We start from the raw sequence: 22,896 nt of genomic DNA, 5'->3' as shown, positions 1-22,896 counted from the left end.
TGCGGTTGGGACCGCGCAGACAATCGAGCGCGAACCACCTTTCGCGCCCGTCGTCGAGTTGCTCAGAGGTCGTCAACCTGATCGTCACCAGTCAGGCGTTGTCCAGCCTGGGTATTTTTTCCTGAATTCACTGTAAAGGGCATCGAGTTCCGTTTTGCTGACGGAGCGCACCTGTTCATAGAGGTAGCCCTTGACGCCGTCGGACAGCTGGTATGTCGCAATGCGCTTATAGGCGGCGCCGATACCTTTCCCTTCGACAATATCCTGGTCCGGTATCGTGACACAGATCTGCGCACCCGATTGCAAATGGGTAACAGGAGGGTCGGTTACGACGACATATCTCGATTTCAACGCCTCCGGTGCGAATTGATCGCGACTATCAACCTGGCAAGACCATCCGACACGAGGGTAAAGGTCCATATCCATTTCAAACAACAGCGAACTATTCATGACCGCGCCTGAGGCAAACACCGAGAAGCGGTCCTCGCGCCGCATTTCCCTAACAAGATCGTCGATGAGGCGCCTGTATTCGGGCAGATTGTCGAGGTGAAGAGGAAGCGTATCTTCCCTGGCAAAAACATAGCCGATCGGTGACAGCAACTGGCGGCCGATTGGGAAAAAGGTACCCAAATACGCAAAACAGGCGACAACAGCTATGACGACGGTTGACCATCGAGATTTCAGCGCCGGCATCGAAACGATCGCAACGATTGCCTGGGCATATGCAGGAAAGAGCCAAAGAAACATTGGCATCGAATGATGACGGTCCGGATCCTGCGTCCGGGTGAAGAGGAAGAAGGTGAGTACCGAGGCGAGAGCACAGAACAAAGCGAAACTGTTGCGGCGTATAATGGAGATATAAAGGCCCACTATGATCAACAGCCAGGTCACATAGCTGAGCCGCGCTCCTACCTGGTCGATCTGCGAAACGAAGTTGGTTTTGTATCCGCTGTAAAGGTCACCGTAGCTGGTTCCCAGAATCTTGAGGATCAGGGGTTGCTGGAAGGCCAATGCGGCTCCGGCAATCACGAAAAGCGCGCACACGCCCCCTAATGCGGCGTTCCGGAATGCCGCGAAGTCGCGGTCTTTTGCGACCTGCAACAAACAAAAGAAGGCTGCAGAAAGTGCGATCCCTATGACAGCAAATGCATACCAACGGCGCAGCATGAACGCCAACCACAGGCATATGCCGATGCGTATTCCGTTGATCACCGGTTCGCGGGTCAGGAGCTTCGATTTCCAGAGACAATAGGTTGCCGCAGAAAGCGCGAGGCAACCGGCAATATCCGGCAATCCACGAAGCGTCGCCGACCAGAACGGCGTGTAGAGAAAGGCCGCGATCCACACGACAAACCAGCTTCGGGGCGAAGGAGTATCGGAGACCGCCTCCAGGTAGCTCATTCGTCCTATGAAAAGAGCGGTCGGGACCAGGTAAACGATGACTATTCCAGCGATAAAGGAAAGCCTTGAACCGCCGAAAAACATGTGAAACGGCATAAGCGGCACCAGAATTGCCGCACTGTAGTCATCCCTCGCGACAGAGGCCCTCAATTGGCTCAGCCACTCGATCGGGCTCTCGGCCAGGAGTGAGCCATACTGGTCAAACCCATTGAAGTAAGCGGCAAAATCCCAATAGTAGACGGGCTCCTCAAGCCATACGTATGTCGCGGCGAAAGCAACGCCCAACAACGCGGTACATATGTAGATTTTTAGCCAGAATCCGAGGGTTTCGTTCTTCGTCACTTGAGGCCGCCAAGGAAGGGAAGAGACAGGACTGTCGAGGCAAACCGGGACTCCCGCCGATGCAGCAAGGAAGCCGTTTCGGCAAACAGGAACCCCACGCGATTCGTATCAGGAACTGTTGAGAGCTTGGCGGGATGTATACTTGAACGCATGGCCATCGCAAGCATTCAGAACGCCCTCAAAAGACACCGGGCGGAACAGCGATGACGGGGCGGTGGATGAGTGGCGCGTCAAAAGCGCCTCAATGCCGCCGGCAGGGCCGGCAGCATTGACGATTTCAGGCTCAGGTCGTCCCGACCTTCTTCGGCTTGGTCGAACCGATCATCTTCCAGTTCTTGTAGAACATCGAGTTGATGCGCTCGACACTCACCGAGACGACGGCGAGCATGCCCGCGATCAGCCCGGGAACCGGGGATGGTCTGATAATGTCCATGAACACGCAGTAGCGGCGGCCATCATATTCATTGACCGAGCGATGCAGCAGCGTGTCGTCGAAGATGAACAGCGGGTTGTCGTACCAGTAGTTCTTGACGTTGCCGCACTCGACGAAAATCTCCGATTTCACTGGGATCAGATTGTAGAGAATCCGCAGGCTGAGCCGCAGCGGGCCGAAGTGCCATGAGGTCGATTCGCGCTTGCTGAAGACGGAAACTGCGATGGTCTTGATGTATTTGAAGTCCTTGTTGAACTCGGCGACGTTGTCGATCTTGTGCTTGCCGTACCACTGATAGACGTACATGCCGCGCCGGCCGGCGCCGAAATTGGCGTCGATGTCGGCTATGATCTCGTCCTTGCGCGCCTTGAAGATGTCCAGGACCTCATTGACCTCGCGCTGATAGTCAGCGGGGAACTGTTCCAGTTTCCAGACGCCGGGATTGCGGTAGCACAAGAGATCGACCAACAGGTTGAAAGGCGAAAGCAGCCAGGTGAACAGGCCGTTGCCGAGGAAATAGCCTGAGAACAGCGACAGGTCCTTGCGGTCATTGCGCAGGACATCGATGAGGCCGAGGACGATAAAGACCGATGTCAGGATCGGGATGAAGTAAAAGCCAAGGGCGAGAAGCGGGATGGCAATGGCGAATTTGCGAAGGGTTTTGCGAAGGGTTCTTGTCATTTTTCCACGCGCGAAGCGCGATCCTGTTGCGAATGAGGTGCCAAAATCATGGCAACGACCACCGCCCGGCCGTGCGCCTTGATAAGGTTTTTTGGGTCACCACACAACGGCCGTGGTATCGCGGCCGGCTGGCTGCCTTGTGAAGCCTTCCGGATTTCGGTCAATGCACCGCCGGCAGGCCAAGCTCGTCCCATTTTTCCCTGGGGACCAGATCGCCAACCAGGAATTCGAAGCCGACGACGCTTTCGCCGTCCCCAGCCAGTTGGCATCTGAACCTCAAGCTATACCAGTTTCTGCGACTGCGGAAAGCCGCGCCATTCGCGGCGATGGTGGTTCCAGTGATTTCTTCCTCCGCCGTCGCGTAGGGCACGACCCGCTCAGGCTGAAAATCCGTGCGCCATTTGCGGATCTGATCCATGGCTTCGAGATTGCACAGCTGAACCATGCGCTCGTCGGAAGCGAAGGTGGCGAGATCGGCGCGCGCCTGCCGGCTGCGCGGATCGGCCAGCGTCTTGGCCGACAGCATTTCGGTCGGCCGGATCATGGCAGGCGCGGCGGGCGGTTGCGGTCTGGGCGGGCTCGAAGCGGGCGGAGGCGCCGCTGCAGGTGCCTCGGGCAGTGCCGGCGTCACGGGAGCAGGCGGTGGCCTGGTCGCCGCTTCGAACTGTTGCGGCGTCAGGATATCGACCGACACCCGCTCCTCCTCCAGCCGCTTGGGCCGCTTCGGCAACGGCATCAGGGCCAGCGTCGCAGCCAGCAGCGTGTGCAGAACGACCGAAGCGGAGATGCCCCAAGGCGAAGCCTGGTTTGGAAGCGTGACGACTGGGCCACGCAAGCCCGCTATTCCCGCTCTTTGCGCAGCTTCGCCCAATAGTCGAGCCGCTTTCTGATGTCACGCTCGAAGCCGCGCTCTGGCGGATCATAAAAGGTCTGCCGGCCCATCTTCTCGGGAAAATAGTCCTGGCCCGAAAAGGCATCCGGCTCGTCGTGGTCGTAGCGATAGCCGGCGCCGTAATCCTCCTCTTTCATCAGCTTGGTCGGCGCGTTGAGGATGTGCTTCGGCGGCAGCAGCGAGCCATGCTCCTTCGCCGCACGCGTGGCTGCCTTGAAGGCGGTGTAGACGGCATTGGATTTGGGCGCGGTGGCGAGATAGAGGGTGGCCTCGGCAAAGGCGAGTTCGCCCTCGGGCGAGCCGAGATAGTCGTAGGCGTCCTTGGCGGCATTGGCGACGACAAGCGCCTGCGGGTCGGCAAGGCCGATGTCTTCCATGGCCATGCGCACCAGCCGGCGGCCGAGATAGAGCGGATCCTCGCCGGCATCGAACATGCGCGCCAGATAATAGAGCGCGGCGTCGGGATCCGAACCGCGCACCGATTTGTGCAGCGCCGAGATCAGATTGTAGTGGCCGTCCTGGCCCTTGTCGTAGATCGGCGCGCGGCGCTGGACGATGCGCTGCAGACCTTCGGGGTTGAAGATCTCGCCTGGCTTTGCAGCCCGCCACACCTCTTCAGCAAGCGTCAGCGAGGCACGGCCATCGCCATCGCTCATGCGAATGAGCATCGCCCTCGCCTCGTCGTCGAGCGGCAGCGCCCTGCCCTCGGTCTCCTCGGCTCGCGCCATCAGCTTGGCGATGCTTTCCTCGCCCAATGAGTGGAAGACCAGCACACGCGCGCGCGACAACAGAGCCGCGTTCAGTTCGAAGGACGGGTTTTCGGTGGTGGCACCGACCAGCACGACCGTGCCGTCCTCCATGACAGGGAGAAAGGAATCCTGCTGGGCGCGGTTGAAGCGATGGATCTCGTCAACGAACAACAAGGTCTGGCGACCGTTGGTGCGGCGCAGCTTGGCGGCTTCGAACACTTTTTTCAGGTCGGCGACGCCGGAAAACACCGCCGATATCTGCTCGAAGGCAAGGCTGGTTTCGCCGGCAAGCAACCGCGCTACAGTGGTCTTGCCAGTGCCGGGCGGTCCCCAGAAGATCATCGAGCCAAGTGAGCCGGAACCAATCAGCCGGGTCAGCGCCCCATCAGGGCCGGTCAGATGCTCCTGGCCGACGACCTCGCCGAGGTTTTTCGGCCGCAGCCTGTCGGCGAGCGGCCGCCCGGGCGACGCCTTTTCCGGTTCATCGACGCTGAACAGATCGGCCATGCACTTCTTTTTGGTTGGAGCATGAACCCGAAGGGACGTGCTTTAATAACGCAACACCTGACGCAGTATCTGCCCGCCGCGCTCGACGGTAAAGCGCCACCAGCGCGTATCCGCCTGGGCGGCCTGCTCCAGGGTCGCCGCGGTATCGATGGTAGTGCCGTTCACCTCGCGCACGATGTCGCCCGGCTGGAAACCGAAATCGGCGGCCGGCGAGTCGCGGTTGATGTCGACCACGGTGACGCCCTTGATATCAGTGCGCAGACCAAGCTTCTGGGCGAGCCGGGGCGACAGTTCGGCGACCTTGGCGCCCGAGAACGGGCTGCGGCCGTGCAGCGTCACTTCAGCCGCCTTCATGCCCTCGGGAGCGCGCTCCAGCGCAATGTCCATCGCCGCCTGCTGGCCTTTGGTCAGAACCGCGAAATTGGCGGTGGTGCCGATCGACAGCGTCGCCATCCGGTAATCCAGCGCTTCGATGCTCTCGACCGGCTTGCCGTTGAGCTGCATCACGACGTCGCCAGGCTTGAGCCCCGCCTTGGCGGCCGGACCGGTCGCCTCGACCGACGAGACCAAAGCACCGGTCGGCTTCTCCATGCCGAGCGATTCGGCAATCTGCGGCGTCACCGCTTCGAACTCGGCACCGATATAGGGCCGTTCGAAGAAGTCGAGCCCGGCCTTGGCCGCATCGGCGAAGGCGCGCACCATGTTTGCGGGGATGGCAAAGCCGATGCCGATCGAGCCGCCGCTGCGGCTGTAGATCGCCGTGTTGATGCCGACCAGCTGGCCGCCCATGTTGATCAGCGCACCTCCCGAATTGCCGGGATTGATGGCGGCGTCGGTCTGGATGAAGAAGCTTGAATCGGCGACGCCAATATGGCTGCGGGCAAGTGCCGAAACGATGCCGCTGGTGGTGGTCTGGCCGACACCGAAAGGATTGCCGATGGCCAGTACCAGATCGCCGACCTCGAGCGCGTCGGAATCGCCGATGGCGATGACCGGAAACGGCTTGTCCGAGGTGATCTTGAGCACCGCAAGGTCGAGTGTCTCGTCTTTCAGCATCACCTTGCTGTCGAACTCACGCCCGTCCGCGGTCGCCACCTTGACCTGGTCGGCATCCTTGATGACGTGGTAATTGGTGACCACGATGCCGGTCGGATCGACCAGCACGCCGGAGCCCAGGGAAGACTGGGCGCGCGGCTGCGAGCGGCCGAAGAATTCCTCGAAGAACGGATCACCGTCGAAGGGCGACGTCACCTTGGCGGTCTGCGACGCATAGACGTTGACCACGGCCGGCGCCGTCTGCTTGACCAGCGGGGCGAACGACAGTTGCACCTCTTCGCGGCCGAACGGCACGCGCTTGTCGGGACCGGATGTAGAATTCTCGCCTTCGACGCCATGCAAGAGGTCGGTCAGCACGTCGGACAGGCCAGGATCGGTCTTGGTCTCTTCGGCCAATGCCTGCCTGGCCACCGGTGCGGCTGCGAACGCCATCATGGCGAAGAGCAGGACAAGGGACAGTCGGTTGGCGCGCATTCACGAATCCTCCAAGGCGAGTTCGGGGGCATTGTCCCGACGATTGTGCAAAATGAAAGGCTAAGCCGCTGAAATCCGATTATTTTATGCAGCAAAGCAGCTATAGGTAGACCTGAACCTGAAAACCCTCGTCGGCCCTCATGAAAAGACAGTTCGTTTCATTCCGTGACTTTTTGAGGACCGGCAAACTGGGCCCGGTCTTCCATGGCATGAAAATGATCGAGATCGCCGACGTGCTCGGTACACCTGATCACTCCGATCCAGATTATTGGACTTTCGGAAAGCTCGAGATTTCCTTTGATGACGAGGCGCCGTGCCAGATGAACTGGTTTCAAATCGAAGAAGCCGGTTCCCTCGAAGGCGATTTCGAGATTCTTACCGAGACCCTTGCGCTTTCGTTAGATGGCTTCAATGGAAACACGAAGCCATCGGAATTCCTGGCTGCGGCCTTGTGGCCGCCAGAAGAGGTCATGGTCTTCTATACCTCGGCCGGCGGCGATATCGAGCTGAACATATGTGCCGGTCCCATCCAGATTCATTTCCGGGTTGATGCGGATTTCATCGAAGATCAGGACATCGGAGAATATCTGAACAGCGCTACGGCTTCCCAATTGATCAGCGATATCGACCGTCGAACGGCAGTAGACAGCATCTACTCCTACCCGCATCCGGCGGTTCAACAGATTTCACAAGCGATCGATTGGAAGCCGATTGGCGGTCGAGACTATCTCGATCTTGCCCGGTAAGGGACAGAGCCCTTCAACAACAAAAAAGGGGCCCGCAGGCCCCTTCGAATTCATTCCGGAAACCAAGCCTTATGCGGCTGCGGCGTCCGCGTCGGTGCCTTCGGCTTCGATGCGTGCGCGGTCGCCGGCGCCCTTGGCCGAGGTGTCGCGATCGACGAACTCGATGACCGCCATGGCGGCATTGTCGCCGTGACGGAAGCCCGCCTTCATGATGCGCAGGTAGCCGCCGTTGCGGGTGGCATAGCGCGGGGCAATGGTGTCGAACAGGCGCTTGACGACGCCTTCGTTGCCGATCTGTGCGATCACCTGGCGGCGGGCGTGCAGGTCGCCGCGCTTGCCGAGCGTCACCAGCTTCTCGACGATCGGACGCAGATCCTTCGCCTTCGGCAGGGTGGTGACGATCTGCTCGTGCTCGAGCAGCGACACGGCCAGGTTGGCGAACATCGACTTGCGGTGGCTTATGCTGCGGGCGAACCGGCGGCCCTTAAATCCGTGGCGCATGGCTCTTCTCCTTCATTGCGGGTTCAGAGGCAACGCCTCAATATTGATCTTCGTAACGCTTGGCGAGGTCTTCGATGTTTTCCGGCGGCCAGTCCGGCACTTCCATGCCGAGGTGCAGGCCCATTGCCGCCAGGACTTCCTTGATCTCGTTCAGCGACTTGCGGCCGAAGTTCGGGGTGCGCAGCATCTCGGCTTCGGTCTTCTGGATCAGGTCGCCGATATAGACGATGTTGTCGTTCTTCAGGCAGTTGGCCGAACGCACCGAAAGCTCGAGCTCGTCGACCTTCTTGAGCAGCGCCGGATTGAAGGCGAGCTCGGTGACGGCTTCGGCGGCGACTTCCTTCTGCGGCTCGTCGAAGTTGACGAACAGGCCGAGCTGGTCCTGCAGGATGCGGGCAGCGAAAGCCACCGCGTCCTCGCCGGTGATCGAACCGTCGGTCTCGATCGTCATGGTCAGCTTGTCATAGTCGAGAACCTGGCCCTCGCGGGTGTTCTCGACCTTGTAGGAGACCTTCTTGACCGGCGAATACAGGCTGTCGACCGGGATCAGGCCGATCGGCGCGTCTTCGGCGCGGTTGCGGTCGGCCGGCACGTAACCCTTGCCGGTGTCAACGGTGAATTCCATGCGGATTTCAGCGCCTTCGTCCAGCGTGCAGATGACGTGGTCGGGGTTGAGGATTTCGACGTCGCCAACCGTCTGGATGTCGCCGGCGAGAACCGCACCCGGTCCCTGCTTGCGCACGACCATGCGCTTGGGGCCATCGCCTTCCATGCGGATGGCGATTTCCTTGATGTTCAAGACGATGTCGGTCACGTCCTCGCGCACACCGGCGATGGACGAGAATTCATGCAGAACGCCGTCGATCTGCACGGCGGTAACAGCCGCACCGCGCAGCGAAGACAGAAGCACGCGGCGCAGCGCGTTGCCGAGCGTCAGGCCAAAGCCACGCTCGAGCGGCTCGGCGACCAACGTGGTCAGCGTCTTCTTCTTCGACGAGAACTCGATCTTGTTCGGCTTGATCAGTTCCTGCCAATTTTTCTGGATCATGATGCTTTCCTTCCGTTGACCCGCCACCATCCAATCGTGGCGGGCGACCTGGAATGCCGTGGAGGAGCGCCCCAAGGGGCGCTCGCGCGGCGTTCGGTAATTTTTTAGACGCGGCGCTTCTTGCGCGGGCGGCAGCCATTGTGCGGGATCGGCGTCACATCACGGATCGAGGTGATGGTGAAGCCGGCCGCCTGCAGGGCGCGCAGTGCCGATTCACGACCGGAGCCTGGTCCGCAGACCTCGACTTCGAGCATGCGCATGCCGTGTTCCTGGGCCTTCTTGGCAACGTCCTCGGCAGCCATCTGGGCAGCGAACGGGGTCGACTTGCGCGAACCCTTGAAGCCCTGGGCACCGGCCGACGACCAGGCAATCGAATTGCCCTGTGCGTCGGTGATGGTGATCATCGTGTTGTTGAAGGTCGAATTGACGTGGGCAACGCCCGACGAGATGTTCTTGCGTTCGCGACGGCGAACACGAGCGGCTTCCTTGGCCATGATAGTCCTTTCAGTTGATCTCTACACCGCCGTAATGCCAGCGGCTCCACCTTGCAAAAGCGAGTGGGGAGTAGCGAATAGTGGGTAGAAACCTATTCGCTACGAGCCAATCGCTGTTCGCTCAATTACTTCTTCTTGCCGGCGATCGACTTGGCCGGGCCCTTGCGGGTGCGCGCATTGGTATGCGTGCGCTGGCCGCGAACCGGCAGCGAGCGGCGGTGACGCAGGCCGCGGTAGCAGCCGAGGTCCATCAGCCGCTTGATGTTCATCGAGACTTCGCGGCGTAGATCGCCCTCGACCTGGTAGTCGCGGTCGATGGTTTCGCGGATCTGCAGCACTTCCGCGTCGGTGAGCTGGTTGACGCGACGCTCGGCCGGGATGCCGACCTTGTCGACAATCTCCTGGGCAAACTTCTTGCCAATGCCGTGAATGTACTGAAGCGCAATGACGACGCGCTTGTTGGTCGGAATGTTGACGCCGGCTATACGAGCCATATTCTTCTCTTCTCCATGTGGGCCGGACGAACCGGCGCTATCTTAAGTTTGCCCCGCGTCCGGTGGAGGCCGGCCCATGCGGGAGTTTCCAGTTCAAAGCGGCTGCCTTGCCCTTGCGGACAAGCAAACCCGATGCCTGATAGGAAGACGGGCCGCCATACCGCAGCGAACCGCTCCCGTCAAGTCCAATCGTTTAAATTCCCCGCGTTGCGTCCCTGAGCACCGCTTCGATCTGTCCCGTCACGGCATCGATATCGGCCATGCCGTCGACGCTGCGGAGCTTGCCCTTGGCATAATAGTAGCCAATCAGCGGCGCCGTCTTCTTGTAGTATTCCCTCAGACGCTCCTCGAACACGGTCGGATTGTCGTCCTTGCGCACGGGCTGGCCGGCGGCTTGTGCTTCGTTGGCCCGCTTGACGATACGACCAACCAGCGCCTTGTCGTCGACGACAAGTTCAATGACCGCATCGAGGCCCTGCGAGCGATCCGAAAGCATCTGCTCAACCGCGTCCGCCTGCACCAGGGTCCGCGGATATCCGTCGAGGATGAAACCCTTCGCGCAATCCGGCTGATCGATACGTTCGGCGACGATGGCGTTGACGATGGCGTCGGAAACCAGTTCACCGGCATCCATCACCGCCTTGGCGCGTTTGCCGACTTCGGTGCCAGCCTGGACTGCAGCACGCAGCATGTCGCCCGTCGAGAGCTGGGGTATGCCGTGTTTTTCTACCAGTCTTTGTGCTTGTGTCCCCTTGCCCGCCCCTGGCGGCCCAAGCAATATCAACCTCATCTGGCTTTCTTCCCCCCGCGCAGCTTCGACTTCTTGATCAGGCCTTCATACTGGTGCGCGATCAGGTGGCCCTGAATCTGCGCAACCGTATCGAGCGTGACACTGACCACGATCAGAAGCGATGTGCCACCAAGGTAGAATGGTACGCCAGTCGCCGAGATCAGGAACTCCGGCAGCAAGCACACCAGCACCAGATAGATGGCGCCGACGACGGTGATGCGGGTGAGAACGTAGTCGATGTAATCGGCGGTGCGCTCGCCCGGACGATAGCCCGGGATGAAGCCCGAATGCTTCTTTAGCTGATCGGCGGTGTCCTTCGGGTTGAAGACAATCGCAGTGTAGAAGAAGGCGAAGAACACGATCATCGCCGCGTAGAATGCCATGTAGAGCGGCTGGCCGTGGCCGAGCGACGCCAGCACGGTGCTGGCCCAGGCCGGCATGTTGGTCGTCTGCGAGAAGCCGGCGACGGTGGCCGGCAGCAACAGCAGCGACGACGCGAAGATCGGCGGAATGACGCCTGACGTGTTGAGCTTCAGCGGCAGATGCGAGGTATCGCCCTGGAACATGCGGTTGCCGACCTGGCGCTTCGGATACTGGATCAGCAAGCGGCGCTGGGCGCGCTCGAAGAACACGATCAATGCGATGACGACGATGGCCAGGACGATGATCGCCAGGATCAGGCCGGTCGACAGCGCGCCGGTGCGGCCAAGCTCCAGCGTGCCGGAGATGGCATGCGGCAGGCCGGCGACGATACCGGAGAAGATGATCAGCGAGATGCCGTTGCCGATGCCGCGGGCGGTGATCTGTTCGCCCAGCCACATCAGGAACATGGTGCCGCCGACGAGCGTGACGACGGTCGAGATACGGAAGAACATGCCGGGATCGCTGACGATGCCGTTGCCACCCTCCAGGCCGACCGAAATGCCATAGGCCTGAACCAGCGCAAGCAGCACGGTGCCGTAGCGCGTGTATTGGTTGATGACCTTGCGGCCCTGTTCGCCTTCCTTCTTCAGAGCTTCCAGCGACGGGATGACCGACGTCATCAGCTGCATGATGATGGAGGCGGAGATGTAAGGCATGATGCCTAGCGCAAAGATCGCCATGCGCTGCACGGCACCGCCGGCGAACATGTTGAACATGCCGAGCACGCCCTTGCTCTGCGAAGAGAAGGCCTGGGCGAAGGCGTCGGGATTGATGCCGGGAAGCGGAATATAGGTGCCGAGGCGATAGACGAGCAACGCGCCGATGGTGAACCAGATGCGTTTCTTCAGGTCCTCCGCTTTGGCGAAGGCCGAGAAATTCAGATTCGAGGCTAGTTGTTCAGCAGCCGAAGCCATGCCTGATTCTCCGCTTGGTAACGCTTGATGGCCCTTGAGGTCAGGCGGCGCGTTTCACCGAAGCTCACGAGATAAGCTCCGGGCTCTAAACATGCAAGCGGCCGCGTTGACGCGGCCGCCTAATTGAGCAGATCAAAGCACGATCGTGAGCAAAAACGGATCCCGCTCGCGCTTCAAATTGCCGTTACTCGGCAGCTGCCTTTTCCGGCAACTTGACCGACCCGCCGGCCTTCTCGATCTTCTCGATCGCGGCCTTGGAGGCGCCGGCGACGTCGAAGGCGAGCTTCGCCTTGATCTCGCCGTCCGAGAGGATGCGCACGCCGTCCTTGACGCGGCGGATGACCCCGGCAGCGACCAGCGATTCAGCCGTCACGGTTGCCTTGGCGTCGAGCTTCTTGGCGTCGATGGCCACCTGGATACGGGCCAGCGAGACGACGGTGAAGCTCTTGGCGAAGATGTTGTTGAAGCCACGCTTCGGCAGACGCCTGTAGAGCGGCATCTGGCCACCCTCGAAGCCGTTGATGGCGACGCCGGAGCGCGCCTTCTGGCCCTTGACGCCGCGACCGGCGGTCTTGCCGGAGCCGGAGCCGATGCCGCGGCCGAGACGCTTCTTGGAGTGCGTCGCGCCGTCATTGTCACGCAGATCGTTGAGTTTCATCTGGGTTCTCCTGCGCTCTGGCTCAGCCCTCGTCCACGACGCGGACGAGATGCTGGACGGCAGCGATCATGCCGCGCACGGAGGGCGTATCTTCCAGCGTGCGCTGCTTGTGCATCTTGTTGAGGCCGAGCCCGACCAGCGTCGCTCGCTGTTCCTTCGGGCGGCGGATCGGCGAGCCGATCTGCTCAACGGTGACGGTCTTTGTTGCTTTCTTGGCCATGGTCAAAATCCCTGGTCAGATCGACTATTCTTCAGCCGCAACGGCGGTGCCGCGGCGGGCCTGAAGGGTCGAATACTTGATGCCACGAGCAGCAGCCACATCCTTGGGATGCATCTGGCTCTTCAGCGCGTCGAAGGTGGCGCGAACCATGTTGTAGGGGTTCGACGAACCCATCGACTTGGCGACCACGTCATGCATGCCGAGCGTCTCGAAGACGGCGCGCATCGGGCCACCGGCGATGATGCCGGTACCTTGCTTGGCAGCGCGCAGCAGAACGCGTCCCGCGCCCCAGCGTCCTTCGACGTCGTGGTGCAGCGTACGACCCGAGCGAAGCGGCACGAAGATCATGTCGCGCTTGGCCGATTCAGTTGCCTTGCGGATAGCTTCCGGCACTTCGCGCGCCTTGCCGTGACCAAAGCCGACGCGGCCCTTCTGGTCGCCGACGACGACGAGTGCTGCAAAACCAAAGCGACGGCCGCCTTTGACGACCTTGGCGACGCGGTTGATGTGGACGAGCTTGTCCACCATGCCGTCATCGCGTTCTTCACGATCGCGGCCGCGGCCGCCATCCCTACGTTCCTGTGCCATATCCTGTTCCTTGTTTTTTTCCGGAAGCACGGTTGCTGATAAGATCCGGCGCCTCTGTGGGTCACCGGGGGCGAAAGTTCTTTAGAAGCTCAAGCCGCCTTCACGGGCAGCCTCGGCGAGCGCCTTGACGCGGCCGTGATAGATGTAGGCGCCGCGATCGAAGACGACTTCCTTGACGCCGGCCTTGGTGGCGCGCTCGGCGATCAGCTTGCCGATCGCGGCGGCAGCGGCAGTGTCGGCGCCGGTCTTGAGCGAACCCTTGAGGTCCTTCTCGAGCGTCGAGGCAGCGACGATGGTGTGGCCCTTGGCGTCGTCGATGACCTGCACATAGATGTTCTTCGACGTGCGGTGAACCGAAAGACGCGGACGCTCGCCGGCGACCTTCTTGATCTGACGGCGGACGCGCTGCGCGCGGCGCTGCGTGGATTCCTTGGTACCCATGATAGTCTTCCTTGCCTTCAAAAAACGGGGGCCGCCATATGCGGTAGGCGAAAGCGCCTCCCGCGACCGCTCCCCGCGGCGTTACACTTCTTTGGCTTGGCCCTTTCCGAAAAGTCTGCAACTTTTCGGGGCCAAGCCCACTACTTCTTCTTGCCTTCCTTGCGGACGATCTTCTCGCCAGCGTAGCGGACGCCCTTGCCCTTGTAGGGCTCGGGACCGCGGTATTCGCGGATTTCAGCGGCAACCTGGCCGACCTGCTGCTTGTCGATGCCGGTGACGGTGATTTCCGTCGGCTTCGGCACAGCGATCGTGATACCGACCGGCGTCTCGTAGACGACGTCGTGGCTGAAGCCAAGTGCCAGCTGCAGGTTCTTGCCCTGCATGGCGGCGCGATAGCCGACGCCGGTGATCTCGAGCTTCTTCTCGAAGCCGTCCTTCACACCCTGCAGGATGTTGACGATCTGCGTGCGCGACATGCCCCACTTGGAGCGCGCCGTCTTGGTCTGGTCGCGCGGCTGGACAGCGATCTCGCTGCCTTCCATCTTGACCAGCACTTCTTCGTTCACCACGAACTTCAGCTCGCCCTTGGGGCCCTTCGCCGTCACGGTCTGGCCGTTGACGGTCGCGGTCACGCCCTGCGGCAGCGAAACGGGTTTCTTTCCAATACGAGACATTTTGTTGTCCTCGTCACTTCTCTTGTTTCAGGTCTCTGTCTTCGGGCATGACCCCGAAGACCGGATTCCAATTTTGCCGATCACGCCAGATCAGAAGATCTGGCAGAGGATTTCACCACCGACGTTCTGTTCACGCGCTTCGTGGTCGGCCATCACGCCCTTCGGTGTCGAAAGGATGGCGATGCCGAGGCCGTTGGCGACGTGCGGAATCGACTTGGCCGAAACGTAGACGCGGCGGCCTGGCTTCGAGACGCGGGCAATTTCGCGCACGACGGGCGCGCCGTCGAAATACTTCAGCTCGATCTCGATTTCGGACTTGCCGTTGTCGAAGTCGGTCTGGCTGTAATCGCGGATATAGCCTTCAGCCTTCAGCACGTCGAGGACGCGGGTACGCAGGCGCGAGGCCGGCGTTGAGACGCTCGACTTCTTGCGGCCGTAGGCATTGCGGATGCGGGTCAGCATATCGCCGAGAGGATCGCTCAATGACATGTTATGTCCTCCTTACCAGCTCGACTTGACCAGGCCCGGGATCTGGCCGTTATTGCCTAGATCACGGAGCGCGATGCGCGATACTTTGAGCTTGCGATAGTAGGCGCGCGGACGGCCGGTGACTTCGCAGCGGTTGCGGATGCGGATCTTGGCCGAGTTGCGCGGCATGGCGGCAAGCTTGAGCTGAGCGCGGAAACGCTCTTCCATCGGCTTGGACTGATCCATGATAATCGCCTTCAGCGCAGCGCGCTTGGGACCGTACTGGTCGGCAAGCTTGCGGCGCCTGTTGTTCTTCTCGACTGAGCTGGTCTTTGCCATTTCAGATTTTTCCTTTTCTCGCTGCCGTTACTGGCGGAAGGGGAAGTTGAAAGCCTTGAGCAACGCCCTGGCTTCGTCGTCCGTCTTCGCAGTCGTACAAACGATGACGTCCATGCCCCAGATCTGATCAACCTTGTCGTAGTTGATCTCCGGGAACACGATGTGTTCCTTGATGCCCATGGCGTAGTTGCCACGGCCATCGAAGCTCTTCGGATTGAGTCCGCGGAAGTCGCGGACGCGTGGCAGTGCGATGTTCACGAGGCGGTCGAGGAACTCGTACATGCGTTCCTTGCGCAGGGTGACCTTGGCGCCGATCGGCATCTTCTCGCGGACCTTGAAGCCGGCGATGGAGTTGCGGGCGCGGGTGACGACGGCCTTCTGGCCGGCGATCATCGCCAGGTCTTCGGCCGCGATCGAAGGCTTCTTCGAATCGCCGGTCGCTTCGCCAACGCCCATGTTCAGCACGATCTTGTCGATGCGCGGAACCTGCATCTCGTTGTCGTAGCCGAACTGCTCCTGCAGCGCCTTGCGGATGGTCTCGTTGTAGACCTGCTTGAGGCGCGGCGTGTTCTGAGCCTTGGACTGCTTGCTTTCAGCCTTGGGCTTCGTGGTTTGAGCCTTAGCCATTGATGACTTCTCCCGAGCGCTTGGCGACGCGCACCTTCTTGCCGTCCTTCTGGAAGATGAAGCCGACGCGGGTCGGCTTGCCATCCTTGGGGTCGGCCAGCGCGATGTTCGACAGCTGGATCGGCGCTTCCTTGGTGATGATCCCGCCCTCTTGGGACTGGGACTGCTTCTGGTGACGACGGATCATGTTGACGCCGCGCACCAGCGCGGTGTCTTCCTTCGGCTGAACCGAGAGGACTTCGCCCGAACGGCCCTTGTCCTTGCCGGCCAGCACGACGACCTTGTCGCCTTTTCTAATCTTTTGCATTGGTCCGGCTCCTTACAGCACTTCTGGCGCGAGCGAGATGATCTTCATGTGGTTCTTGGCGCGGAGTTCGCGCGGAACCGGTCCGAAGATACGCGTGCCGATCGGCTCTTTCTTGTTGTCGACGAGAACGGCTGCGTTCTTGTCGAAACGGATCACGCTGCCGTCCGGGCGGCGGATGTCCTTGGCCGTGCGAACCACGACCGCCTTCATCACATCGCCCTTCTTCACGCGGCCGCGCGGGATGGCTTCCTTGATCGACACCACGATGATGTCGCCCACGGAAGCGTATTTCCGCTTCGAGCCGCCCAGCACCTTGATGCACATGACACGACGGGCGCCGGAATTATCCGCGACGTCGAGGTTTGTTTGCATCTGAATCATGACTGGCCGCCTTCTTCTTTTCTAACGGGACGGGCTCAAAGCCCCTCCCCGGTCTGTCCAAAATTCGTTGTTTACGCCTGGTCCGAAGACACGACGATCCAGCGCTTATCCTTGGAAATCGGCTTTGATTCCTGGATGAACACCTGATCGCCAACCTTGTGGGCGTTGTTCTCGTCGTGCGCCTTGTACTTCTTGGTCATGCGCACGGTCTTCTTCATCACGGGATGCGTGAAGCGCCGTTCGACCTTGACGACAACCGTCTTCTCGTTCTTGTCGCTGACGACGGTGCCCTGCAGAATGCGCTTTGGCATGGTTTTCGTCCTTAAGCCTTCTTAGCCGCGGACTTTTCCGCAGCGATGGTCTTGATACGCGCAATGTCCTTACGGACCTGTCTCACGCGCGCGGTCTTCTCGAGCTGGCCGGTGGCCTTCTGGAAGCGCAGGTTGAACTGCTCCTTCTTCAGGCTGGCCAGGTCGTCGGTCAACTGGTCCTGGGTCTTGGTCCGGATGTCTTCGGCTTTCATGATCAGCCCGTCCTTATTCTGCGATGCGCTGCACGAAGCGCGTCTTGACCGAGAGCTTGGCCGCGCCGAGACGCAGTGCCTCACGGGCGGTTTCTTCATTGACGCCGTCGATCTCGAACATGATGCGGCCCGGCTTGACGCGCGCCGCCCAGTAATCGACAGCGCCCTTGCCCTTGCCCATGCGGACTTCGGTCGGCTTCGAAGTGACCGGCACGTCCGGGAAAATACGGATCCAGACGCGACCGGCGCGCTTCATTTCACGGGTGATCGCGCGGCGGGCCGCCTCGATCTCACGTGCGGTGACGCGGTTCGGCTCAAGCGCCTTCAGCCCGAAACCACCGAAATCCAGGTTGGTGCCGCCCTTTGCGGTACCATGGATACGGCCCTTGAACTGCTTGCGGAACTTTGTGCGCTTTGGCTGCAGCATCGTTCTAACTCCAAATTCCTAAATGTCTCAGGCGTTTTCGCGACGACGACCGCGTTCGCGATCACCACCACCGCCGTGTGCAGCGTCACCCTCGGTCGCACGACGCTCCGAAGCCATCGGGTCATGCTCGAGGATCTCGCCCTTGAACACCCAGACCTTGACGCCGCAGATGCCGTACGCCGTATTCGCCTCGGCCGTGCCGTAGTCGACATCGGCGCGCAGCGTATGCAGCGGCACGCGGCCTTCGCGGTACCATTCCATGCGCGCGATCTCGGCGCCGCCAAGACGGCCGGCGCAGTTGATGCGGATGCCTTCGGCACCGAGGCGCATCGCCGACTGCACGGCGCGCTTCATGGCGCGACGGAAGGCGATACGACGCTCGAGCTGCTGGGCGATCGACTGGGCGACCAGGGTCGCGTCGATTTCCGGCTTGCGCACTTCAACGATGTTGAGGTGCGTCTCGGACTTCGTCATCTCCATCAGCTTCTTGCGAAGCTTCTCGATGTCGGCGCCCTTCTTGCCGATGATAAGACCCGGGCGCGCGGCGTGGATGGTGACGCGGCACTTCTTGTGCGGACGCTCGATGACGACCTTCGAGATCGCAGCCTGCTTGAGTTCCTTCTCAAGATACTTGCGGATCTTGATGTCCTCATGCAGCAGCTTGCCGTACTCGCCGGTGTTCGCGAACCAGCGCGAATCCCAGGTGCGATTGATGCCGAGGCGAAGACCGATCGGATTGACTTTCTGGCCCATTATGCGGCCTCCCCTTTTTCTTCGACTTCACGAACGACGATCGTGAGGTGCGAGAACGGCTTCTCGATACGGCTGGCGCGACCACGGCCACGGGCATGGAACCGCTTCATGACGATCGACTTGCCGACATAGGCTTCCGCCACGATCAGTGCATCGACGTCGAGGTCGTGGTTGTTTTCCGCGTTGGCGATTGCCGATTCCAGCGTCTTCTTGACCGTGCCGGAAATCCGCTTGGCCGAGAATTCGAGATCGGAAAGCGCTGTCGCGACCTTCTTGCCGCGGATCAGCGCGGCAACGAGGTTCAGCTTCTGCGGGCTGATACGGATCGTGCGCAATACGGCGCGCGCTTCGTTGTCAGCAAGCCTGCGCGGAGCTTTGGCCTTGCCCATGATTATTTCCTCTTCGCCTTCTTATCCGCGCCGTGACCGTAATAGGTCCGGGTCGGAGCGAATTCACCGAACTTGTGACCGACCATGTCCTCGTTCACCGAGACGGGAACATGCTTCTGGCCGTTGTAGACACCGAAGGTGAAGCCGACGAACTGCGGCAGGATGGTGGAGCGACGGCTCCACATCTTGATCACCTCATTGCGACCACCTTCACGAACCTTGTCCACCTTCTTGAGAAGGTAGCCGTCGATGAAGGGGCCTTTCCAAATAGAACGAGTCACTTGGCGTTACCTCTTCTTAGCTCTTGCGCTGATGGCGCGAGCGCAGGATGAACTTGTCGGTCGCCTTGTTGGACCGCGTCTTCTTGCCCTTGGTCGGCTTGCCCCAGGGCGAAACCGGATGGCGGCCACCCGAGGTGCGGCCTTCGCCGCCGCCGTGCGGATGGTCGACCGGGTTCATGGTCACGCCGCGATTGTGCGGACGCTTGCCACGCCAAACCGTACGACCAGCCTTGCCGTCGTTGATGTTGCCGTGGTCCGGATTGGACACGGCACCGACGGTGGCCATGCAGGAGCCGTGCACGACACGCTGCTCGCCCGAGTTCAGGCGCAGGATCGCCATGCCCTGGTCGCGGCCGACCAGCTGGCCATAACCACCTGCCGAACGGGCAACCTGGGCGCCCTTGCCCGGCTTCAGCTCGATGTTGTGGACGATGGTGCCGACCGGCATAGAGGCCAGCGGCATCGCATTGCCCGGCTTCACGTCGACGGATTCACCGGAAACGATCTTGTCGCCGGGGGCCAGACGCTGCGGAGCGATGATGTAGGACAGCTCGCCATCGTCGTACTTGATCAGCGCGATGAAGGCGGTGCGGTTCGGATCGTATTCGATGCGCTCGACCGTGCCGACAACGTCGAACTTGCGGCGCTTGAAGTCGATGATGCGGTACGAACGCTTGTGGCCACCACCGATGAAGCGGGCGGTGATGCGACCGTAGTTGTTGCGGCCGCCCGACTTGGTCAGGCCCTCGGTCAGACCCTTGACGGGCTTGCCCTTGTAGAGGCCCGAGCGGTCGACGATGACCAGCTGGCGGGTGCTCGGCGTTACCGGGTTGAATTTTTTCAGTGCCATTGTTCTGTCCTCGCGGCCTTGCTCAGAGACCCGTCGCGACGTCGATCGACTGGCCGTCGGCCAGCGTCACAATCGCCTTCTTGACGTCGCTCTGGCGGCCGATCGTGCCGCGGAAGCGCTTGATCTTGCCCTTGCGGACAAGCGTGTTCACGGCCATCACCTTGACGCCGAACAGCGCTTCGACGGCGGCCTTGATTTCCGGCTTCGACGCCTTCTTGGCGACGTTGAAGACGACCTGGTTCTGCTCGGAGGCCATGGTCGACTTTTCGGTGATCGCCGGCGAGACGATCACGTCATAATGACGAAGGTCGGTCATTTAAAGCGCTCCTCGAGAGCCTCGACGGCGGCCTTCGAAAGGACCAGCGTGCCGCGGCGCAGAATGTCGTAGACGTTGATGCCCTGGATGGGCAGCACGTCGATGTTGGGGATGTTCGTCGCCGCCAGCTTGAAGTTCTTGTCAAGCTCGGCACCGCCGATCACCAAAGCGTTGGTCAGGCCCAGCGTCGCGAAATTCGCGATCAGCGCCTTGGTCTTGGCCTCGGTCAGCTTCAGCTCGTCGATGATGATGATCGACGCGCTCTTGGCCTTGGCCGAGAGAGCATGCTTGAGGCCAAGCGCGCGAACCTTCTTCGGCAGTTCGTGCTCATGGCTGCGAACGACCGGGCCGTGAGCCTTGCCGCCGCCGCGGAACTGCGGAGCACGTGCCGAATGGTGACGGGCGCGGCCCGTACCCTTCTGCTTGTACATCTTGGCGCCGGTGCGCGCGATTTCGGCGCGGCCCTTGGCCTTGTGCGTGCCCTGCTGCTTCTTGGCGAGCTGCCAGCGCACGACGCGCTGCAGGATGTCCTCGCGCGGATCAAGGCCGAAAATCTCCTCGGAGAGTTCCACCTTGCCGGCGTCCTTGCCGCCAAGCGTTGTGATCTTGAGATCCATTATTCCGCTCCCTCTGTGGCCGGAGCCTCGTTCTTAGCAACGGCGCGGATCGCGGCAGGCTTCGGCGCGTTGGCCGGCAGTGCCACCTTGGCCGCATCGCGGACCAGGATCCAGGCGCCCTTCGATCCGGGAACCGCACCGCGGATCAGGATCAGGCCGCGGTCGGCGTCGGTCGAAACGATCTCGACATTCTGCGTGGTGACGCGGGTGTCGCCCATGTGGCCAGCCATATGCTTGCCCTTGAACACCTTGCCCGGGTCCTGGCGCTGGCCGGTCGAACCGTGCGTACGGTGCGAGACCGAGTTACCGTGCGTCGCGCGGCCACCACCCATGTGGTGGCGCTTGATGACGCCCTGAAAACCCTTGCCGATCGTCGTGCCCGTCACATCGACCTTCTGGCCGGGGACGAAATGCTCGACGGTGATCTCGGCGCCAACATCGATCATGTTGTCGGCGGAGACACGGAACTCGGCGACCTTCGCCTTCGGCTCGACGGAAGCGGTCGCGAAATGGCCGCGCAGCGCCTTCGACGTGTTCTTCACCTTGGCAAGGCCAACGCCGAGCTGAACGGCAGTGTAGCCATTCTTCTCCTGCGTGCGCTGCGCCACGACCTGACAGTTCTCCATCTGGAGAACGGTGACGGGAACATGTTCCCCGGCATCGTTGTAGATGCGGGTCATTCCCACCTTCTTTGCAATCACACCTGAACGCATCGGTTCAATTCCTTTAGAGTTCCGGGCCAGGGGCACCGCCCCTTACCGCGCTCTCATTCCCTTAGAGCTTGATCTCGACGTCCACACCGGCGGCCAGATCGAGCTTCATCAAAGCATCGACCGTCTGCGGGGTCGGATCGACGATGTCGAGCAGACGCTTGTGCGTGCGCATCTCGAACTGCTCGCGGCTCTTCTTGTCGACGTGAGGCGACCGGTTGACCGTAAACTTTTCGATCCGCGTCGGCAGCGGAATGGGGCCGCGGACGTTGGCACCGGTGCGCTTGGCCGTCGACAATGGTGACGACGATGCCGGCACCGACGGTGCGGCCGCCTTCACGGATGGCGAAGCGCAGCTTCTCTTCCATGGCGATCGGCACGATCAGCTCGACATCGACCGTGATGTTGTCGCCCGGCATCACCATCTCGGTGCCTTCCGGCAGCGACACGATGCCGGTCACGTCCGTCGTGCGGAAATAGAACTGCGGACGGTAGTTGGTGAAGAACGGCGTGTGACGGCCACCTTCGTCCTTGGTCAGGATGTAGGCTTCGGCCACGAACTTCTTGTGCGGCTTCACCGTGCCCGGCTTGGCCAGAACCTGGCCGCGCTCGACACCTTCACGGTCAACGCCGCGCAGCAGCGCGCCGATGTTGTCGCCAGCCTGGCCCTGATCGAGCAGCTTGCGGAACATCTCGACACCGGTGCAGGTCGTCTTGGTCGTCGGACGGATGCCGATGATCTCGAGTTCCTCGCCGACCTTGACCACGCCACGCTCGACGCGACCGGTCACAACCGTGCCACGGCCAGAGATCGAGAACACGTCTTCGATCGGCATCAGGAACGGCTTGTCGAGCGGACGAACCGGCGTCGGGATGTAGGCGTCGACCGCAGCCATCAGCTCGCGGATCGCGTCCTCGCCGATCTTCTTGTCGGAATCTTCCAAAGCAGCCAGAGCCGAGCCCTTGACGATCGGAATGTCGTCGCCGGGGAACTCGTTCTTGGTCAAAAGCTCGCGAACCTCGAGCTCGACCAGTTCCAGTAGCTCGGCATCGTCGACCTGGTCGACCTTGTTCAAAAACACAACGATCGACGGCACGCCGACCTGACGGGCAAGCAGGATGTGCTCGCGGGTCTGCGGCATCGGGCCGTCGGCAGCCGACACAACCAGGATCGCGCCGTCCATCTGCGCGGCACCGGTGATCATGTTCTTCACATAGTCGGCGTGGCCGGGGCAGTCGACGTGAGCGTAGTGGCGGTTGGCCGTCTCGTATTCGACATGCGCCGTCGAGATCGTGATGCCGCGCGCCTTCTCCTCAGGGGCCGCGTCGATCTGGTCGTAGCGCTTGTATTCGCCAAAATACTTCGTGATCGCCGCCGTCAA

General features: G+C 61.2%; 32 protein-coding genes and 2 pseudogenes. 1 reads left to right on the top strand and 33 read right to left on the bottom strand.

The features are described from left to right. Positions 1-84 precede the first annotated feature (84 nt). The 5 genes from AC1DZU_RS30700 to AC1DZU_RS30680 all read right to left on the bottom strand — a co-directional run bounded on the left by AC1DZU_RS30700 (position 85) and on the right by AC1DZU_RS30680 (position 6,535). The gene (locus tag AC1DZU_RS30700; RefSeq protein ID WP_477290545.1) at positions 85-1,743 is read right to left on the bottom strand and encodes a hypothetical protein; all 1,659 of its coding nucleotides are present in this window, start codon (positions 1,741-1,743) and stop codon (positions 85-87) included. Between the two features lie 283 nt (positions 1,744-2,026). Beyond that, positions 2,027-2,857, bottom strand: coding sequence for an aspartyl/asparaginyl beta-hydroxylase domain-containing protein (locus AC1DZU_RS30695; RefSeq protein WP_184874351.1), 831 nt, complete (start codon positions 2,855-2,857; stop codon positions 2,027-2,029). 160 nt (positions 2,858-3,017) lie between these two features. After that, positions 3,018-3,692 (bottom strand): DUF930 domain-containing protein, encoded by a 675-nt coding sequence (locus tag AC1DZU_RS30690; RefSeq protein ID WP_477290543.1) that lies wholly within the window; start codon positions 3,690-3,692, stop codon positions 3,018-3,020. 5 nt (positions 3,693-3,697) lie between these two features. Beyond that, positions 3,698-5,005: a replication-associated recombination protein A gene (locus tag AC1DZU_RS30685; RefSeq protein ID WP_477290541.1), complete on the bottom strand. Its 1,308-nt coding sequence runs from the start codon at positions 5,003-5,005 to the stop codon at positions 3,698-3,700. A 42-nt stretch (positions 5,006-5,047) separates the two neighbouring features. After that, entirely contained in the window at positions 5,048-6,535 is a 1,488-nt protein-coding gene (locus tag AC1DZU_RS30680; protein ID WP_477290539.1) for a DegQ family serine endoprotease, read from the bottom strand. Between the two features lie 215 nt (positions 6,536-6,750). Here AC1DZU_RS30680 and AC1DZU_RS30675 point away from each other — a divergent pair, with 215 nt between their 5' ends. After that, the gene (locus AC1DZU_RS30675) at positions 6,751-7,281 is read left to right on the top strand and encodes a hypothetical protein (RefSeq protein WP_477290537.1); all 531 of its coding nucleotides are present in this window, start codon (positions 6,751-6,753) and stop codon (positions 7,279-7,281) included. Between the two features lie 69 nt (positions 7,282-7,350). Here AC1DZU_RS30675 and rplQ read toward each other — a convergent pair whose 3' ends face one another. The 28 genes and pseudogenes from rplQ to tuf all read right to left on the bottom strand — a co-directional run. Then, entirely contained in the window at positions 7,351-7,782 is a 432-nt protein-coding gene (gene rplQ, locus AC1DZU_RS30670) for a 50S ribosomal protein L17 (protein ID WP_056588614.1), read from the bottom strand. A 37-nt stretch (positions 7,783-7,819) separates the two neighbouring features. Further along, positions 7,820-8,830, bottom strand: coding sequence for a DNA-directed RNA polymerase subunit alpha (locus AC1DZU_RS30665; RefSeq protein ID WP_013531438.1), 1,011 nt, complete (start codon positions 8,828-8,830; stop codon positions 7,820-7,822). Between the two features lie 104 nt (positions 8,831-8,934). Then, positions 8,935-9,324: a 30S ribosomal protein S11 gene (gene rpsK / locus AC1DZU_RS30660; RefSeq protein ID WP_006205444.1), complete on the bottom strand. Its 390-nt coding sequence runs from the start codon at positions 9,322-9,324 to the stop codon at positions 8,935-8,937. Positions 9,325-9,449: 125 nt separating this feature from the next. Further along, positions 9,450-9,818: a 30S ribosomal protein S13 gene (gene rpsM / locus AC1DZU_RS30655; protein WP_006205445.1), complete on the bottom strand. Its 369-nt coding sequence runs from the start codon at positions 9,816-9,818 to the stop codon at positions 9,450-9,452. Between the two features lie 193 nt (positions 9,819-10,011). Next, positions 10,012-10,608, bottom strand: a complete 597-nt coding sequence (locus AC1DZU_RS30650; protein WP_457155064.1) for an adenylate kinase — start codon at positions 10,606-10,608, stop codon at positions 10,012-10,014. Further along, positions 10,605-11,945: a preprotein translocase subunit SecY gene (secY, locus tag AC1DZU_RS30645; RefSeq protein ID WP_126069209.1), complete on the bottom strand. Its 1,341-nt coding sequence runs from the start codon at positions 11,943-11,945 to the stop codon at positions 10,605-10,607. Before secY ends, AC1DZU_RS30650 begins: the two co-directional genes overlap by 4 nt. Before the next feature lie 184 nt (positions 11,946-12,129). After that, the gene (gene rplO / locus AC1DZU_RS30640; protein ID WP_477290534.1) at positions 12,130-12,603 is read right to left on the bottom strand and encodes a 50S ribosomal protein L15; all 474 of its coding nucleotides are present in this window, start codon (positions 12,601-12,603) and stop codon (positions 12,130-12,132) included. A 22-nt stretch (positions 12,604-12,625) separates the two neighbouring features. Continuing rightward, on the bottom strand, positions 12,626-12,823 hold the full coding sequence (gene rpmD, locus AC1DZU_RS30635; protein WP_023736690.1) for a 50S ribosomal protein L30: 198 nt from the start codon (positions 12,821-12,823) through the stop codon (positions 12,626-12,628). A gap of 24 nt (positions 12,824-12,847) precedes the next feature. After that, positions 12,848-13,411 carry a 30S ribosomal protein S5 gene (rpsE, locus tag AC1DZU_RS30630; RefSeq protein ID WP_006333394.1) on the bottom strand — a complete coding sequence of 188 codons (564 nt, stop codon included), beginning with the start codon at positions 13,409-13,411 and terminating at the stop codon, positions 12,848-12,850. Between the two features lie 81 nt (positions 13,412-13,492). Continuing rightward, positions 13,493-13,852, bottom strand: a complete 360-nt coding sequence (gene rplR / locus AC1DZU_RS30625) for a 50S ribosomal protein L18 (protein WP_023757972.1) — start codon at positions 13,850-13,852, stop codon at positions 13,493-13,495. Between the two features lie 140 nt (positions 13,853-13,992). Beyond that, entirely contained in the window at positions 13,993-14,526 is a 534-nt protein-coding gene (gene rplF / locus AC1DZU_RS30620) for a 50S ribosomal protein L6 (RefSeq protein ID WP_477290532.1), read from the bottom strand. Between the two features lie 90 nt (positions 14,527-14,616). Then, the gene (rpsH, locus tag AC1DZU_RS30615; protein ID WP_006205453.1) at positions 14,617-15,015 is read right to left on the bottom strand and encodes a 30S ribosomal protein S8; all 399 of its coding nucleotides are present in this window, start codon (positions 15,013-15,015) and stop codon (positions 14,617-14,619) included. Between the two features lie 12 nt (positions 15,016-15,027). Next, a complete protein-coding gene (rpsN, locus tag AC1DZU_RS30610; protein ID WP_013895695.1) occupies positions 15,028-15,333 on the bottom strand; it encodes a 30S ribosomal protein S14 in 306 nt (101 codons plus the stop codon). A 27-nt stretch (positions 15,334-15,360) separates the two neighbouring features. Beyond that, complete coding sequence (gene rplE / locus AC1DZU_RS30605) at positions 15,361-15,960, bottom strand: 50S ribosomal protein L5 (protein ID WP_095089681.1); 600 nt, start codon at positions 15,958-15,960, stop codon at positions 15,361-15,363. Continuing rightward, positions 15,953-16,267 carry a 50S ribosomal protein L24 gene (gene rplX / locus AC1DZU_RS30600; RefSeq protein ID WP_013531428.1) on the bottom strand — a complete coding sequence of 105 codons (315 nt, stop codon included), beginning with the start codon at positions 16,265-16,267 and terminating at the stop codon, positions 15,953-15,955. The genes rplE and rplX overlap by 8 nt, the downstream gene beginning before the upstream one ends. A 12-nt stretch (positions 16,268-16,279) precedes the next feature. Continuing rightward, positions 16,280-16,648 (bottom strand): 50S ribosomal protein L14, encoded by a 369-nt coding sequence (gene rplN / locus AC1DZU_RS30595; protein WP_006205457.1) that lies wholly within the window; start codon positions 16,646-16,648, stop codon positions 16,280-16,282. A gap of 71 nt (positions 16,649-16,719) precedes the next feature. Then, a complete protein-coding gene (rpsQ, locus tag AC1DZU_RS30590; RefSeq protein WP_010909280.1) occupies positions 16,720-16,959 on the bottom strand; it encodes a 30S ribosomal protein S17 in 240 nt (79 codons plus the stop codon). A gap of 11 nt (positions 16,960-16,970) precedes the next feature. After that, complete coding sequence (gene rpmC / locus AC1DZU_RS30585) at positions 16,971-17,171, bottom strand: 50S ribosomal protein L29 (protein ID WP_006205459.1); 201 nt, start codon at positions 17,169-17,171, stop codon at positions 16,971-16,973. Between the two features lie 13 nt (positions 17,172-17,184). Beyond that, complete coding sequence (gene rplP / locus AC1DZU_RS30580; RefSeq protein ID WP_013531427.1) at positions 17,185-17,598, bottom strand: 50S ribosomal protein L16; 414 nt, start codon at positions 17,596-17,598, stop codon at positions 17,185-17,187. A 27-nt stretch (positions 17,599-17,625) separates the two neighbouring features. Further along, on the bottom strand, positions 17,626-18,351 hold the full coding sequence (rpsC, locus tag AC1DZU_RS30575) for a 30S ribosomal protein S3 (RefSeq protein WP_013895697.1): 726 nt from the start codon (positions 18,349-18,351) through the stop codon (positions 17,626-17,628). Next, complete coding sequence (rplV, locus tag AC1DZU_RS30570; RefSeq protein ID WP_006205462.1) at positions 18,351-18,740, bottom strand: 50S ribosomal protein L22; 390 nt, start codon at positions 18,738-18,740, stop codon at positions 18,351-18,353. Before rplV ends, rpsC begins: the two co-directional genes overlap by 1 nt. A 2-nt stretch (positions 18,741-18,742) precedes the next feature. After that, complete coding sequence (rpsS, locus tag AC1DZU_RS30565; RefSeq protein ID WP_006205463.1) at positions 18,743-19,021, bottom strand: 30S ribosomal protein S19; 279 nt, start codon at positions 19,019-19,021, stop codon at positions 18,743-18,745. Positions 19,022-19,037: 16 nt separating this feature from the next. Further along, a complete protein-coding gene (gene rplB, locus AC1DZU_RS30560) occupies positions 19,038-19,871 on the bottom strand; it encodes a 50S ribosomal protein L2 (RefSeq protein ID WP_184874354.1) in 834 nt (277 codons plus the stop codon). Between the two features lie 22 nt (positions 19,872-19,893). Then, a complete protein-coding gene (locus AC1DZU_RS30555; RefSeq protein WP_010909275.1) occupies positions 19,894-20,187 on the bottom strand; it encodes a 50S ribosomal protein L23 in 294 nt (97 codons plus the stop codon). Continuing rightward, entirely contained in the window at positions 20,184-20,804 is a 621-nt protein-coding gene (gene rplD / locus AC1DZU_RS30550; RefSeq protein ID WP_006333366.1) for a 50S ribosomal protein L4, read from the bottom strand. Before rplD ends, AC1DZU_RS30555 begins: the two co-directional genes overlap by 4 nt. Then, positions 20,804-21,517, bottom strand: a complete 714-nt coding sequence (rplC, locus tag AC1DZU_RS30545; protein ID WP_095089677.1) for a 50S ribosomal protein L3 — start codon at positions 21,515-21,517, stop codon at positions 20,804-20,806. Before rplC ends, rplD begins: the two co-directional genes overlap by 1 nt. Before the next feature lie 61 nt (positions 21,518-21,578). Then, positions 21,579-21,812, bottom strand: a pseudogene (gene rpsJ / locus AC1DZU_RS30540) (30S ribosomal protein S10); the annotation flags it as partial. Next, a pseudogene (tuf, locus tag AC1DZU_RS30535) lies at positions 21,805-22,896 on the bottom strand (elongation factor Tu); the annotation flags it as partial. The pseudogenes tuf and rpsJ, both read right to left, overlap by 8 nt.

This window comes from Mesorhizobium sp. P2_A12 (assembly GCF_056405075.1).
This window is presented reverse-complemented; position numbering and strand designations above follow the sequence as displayed.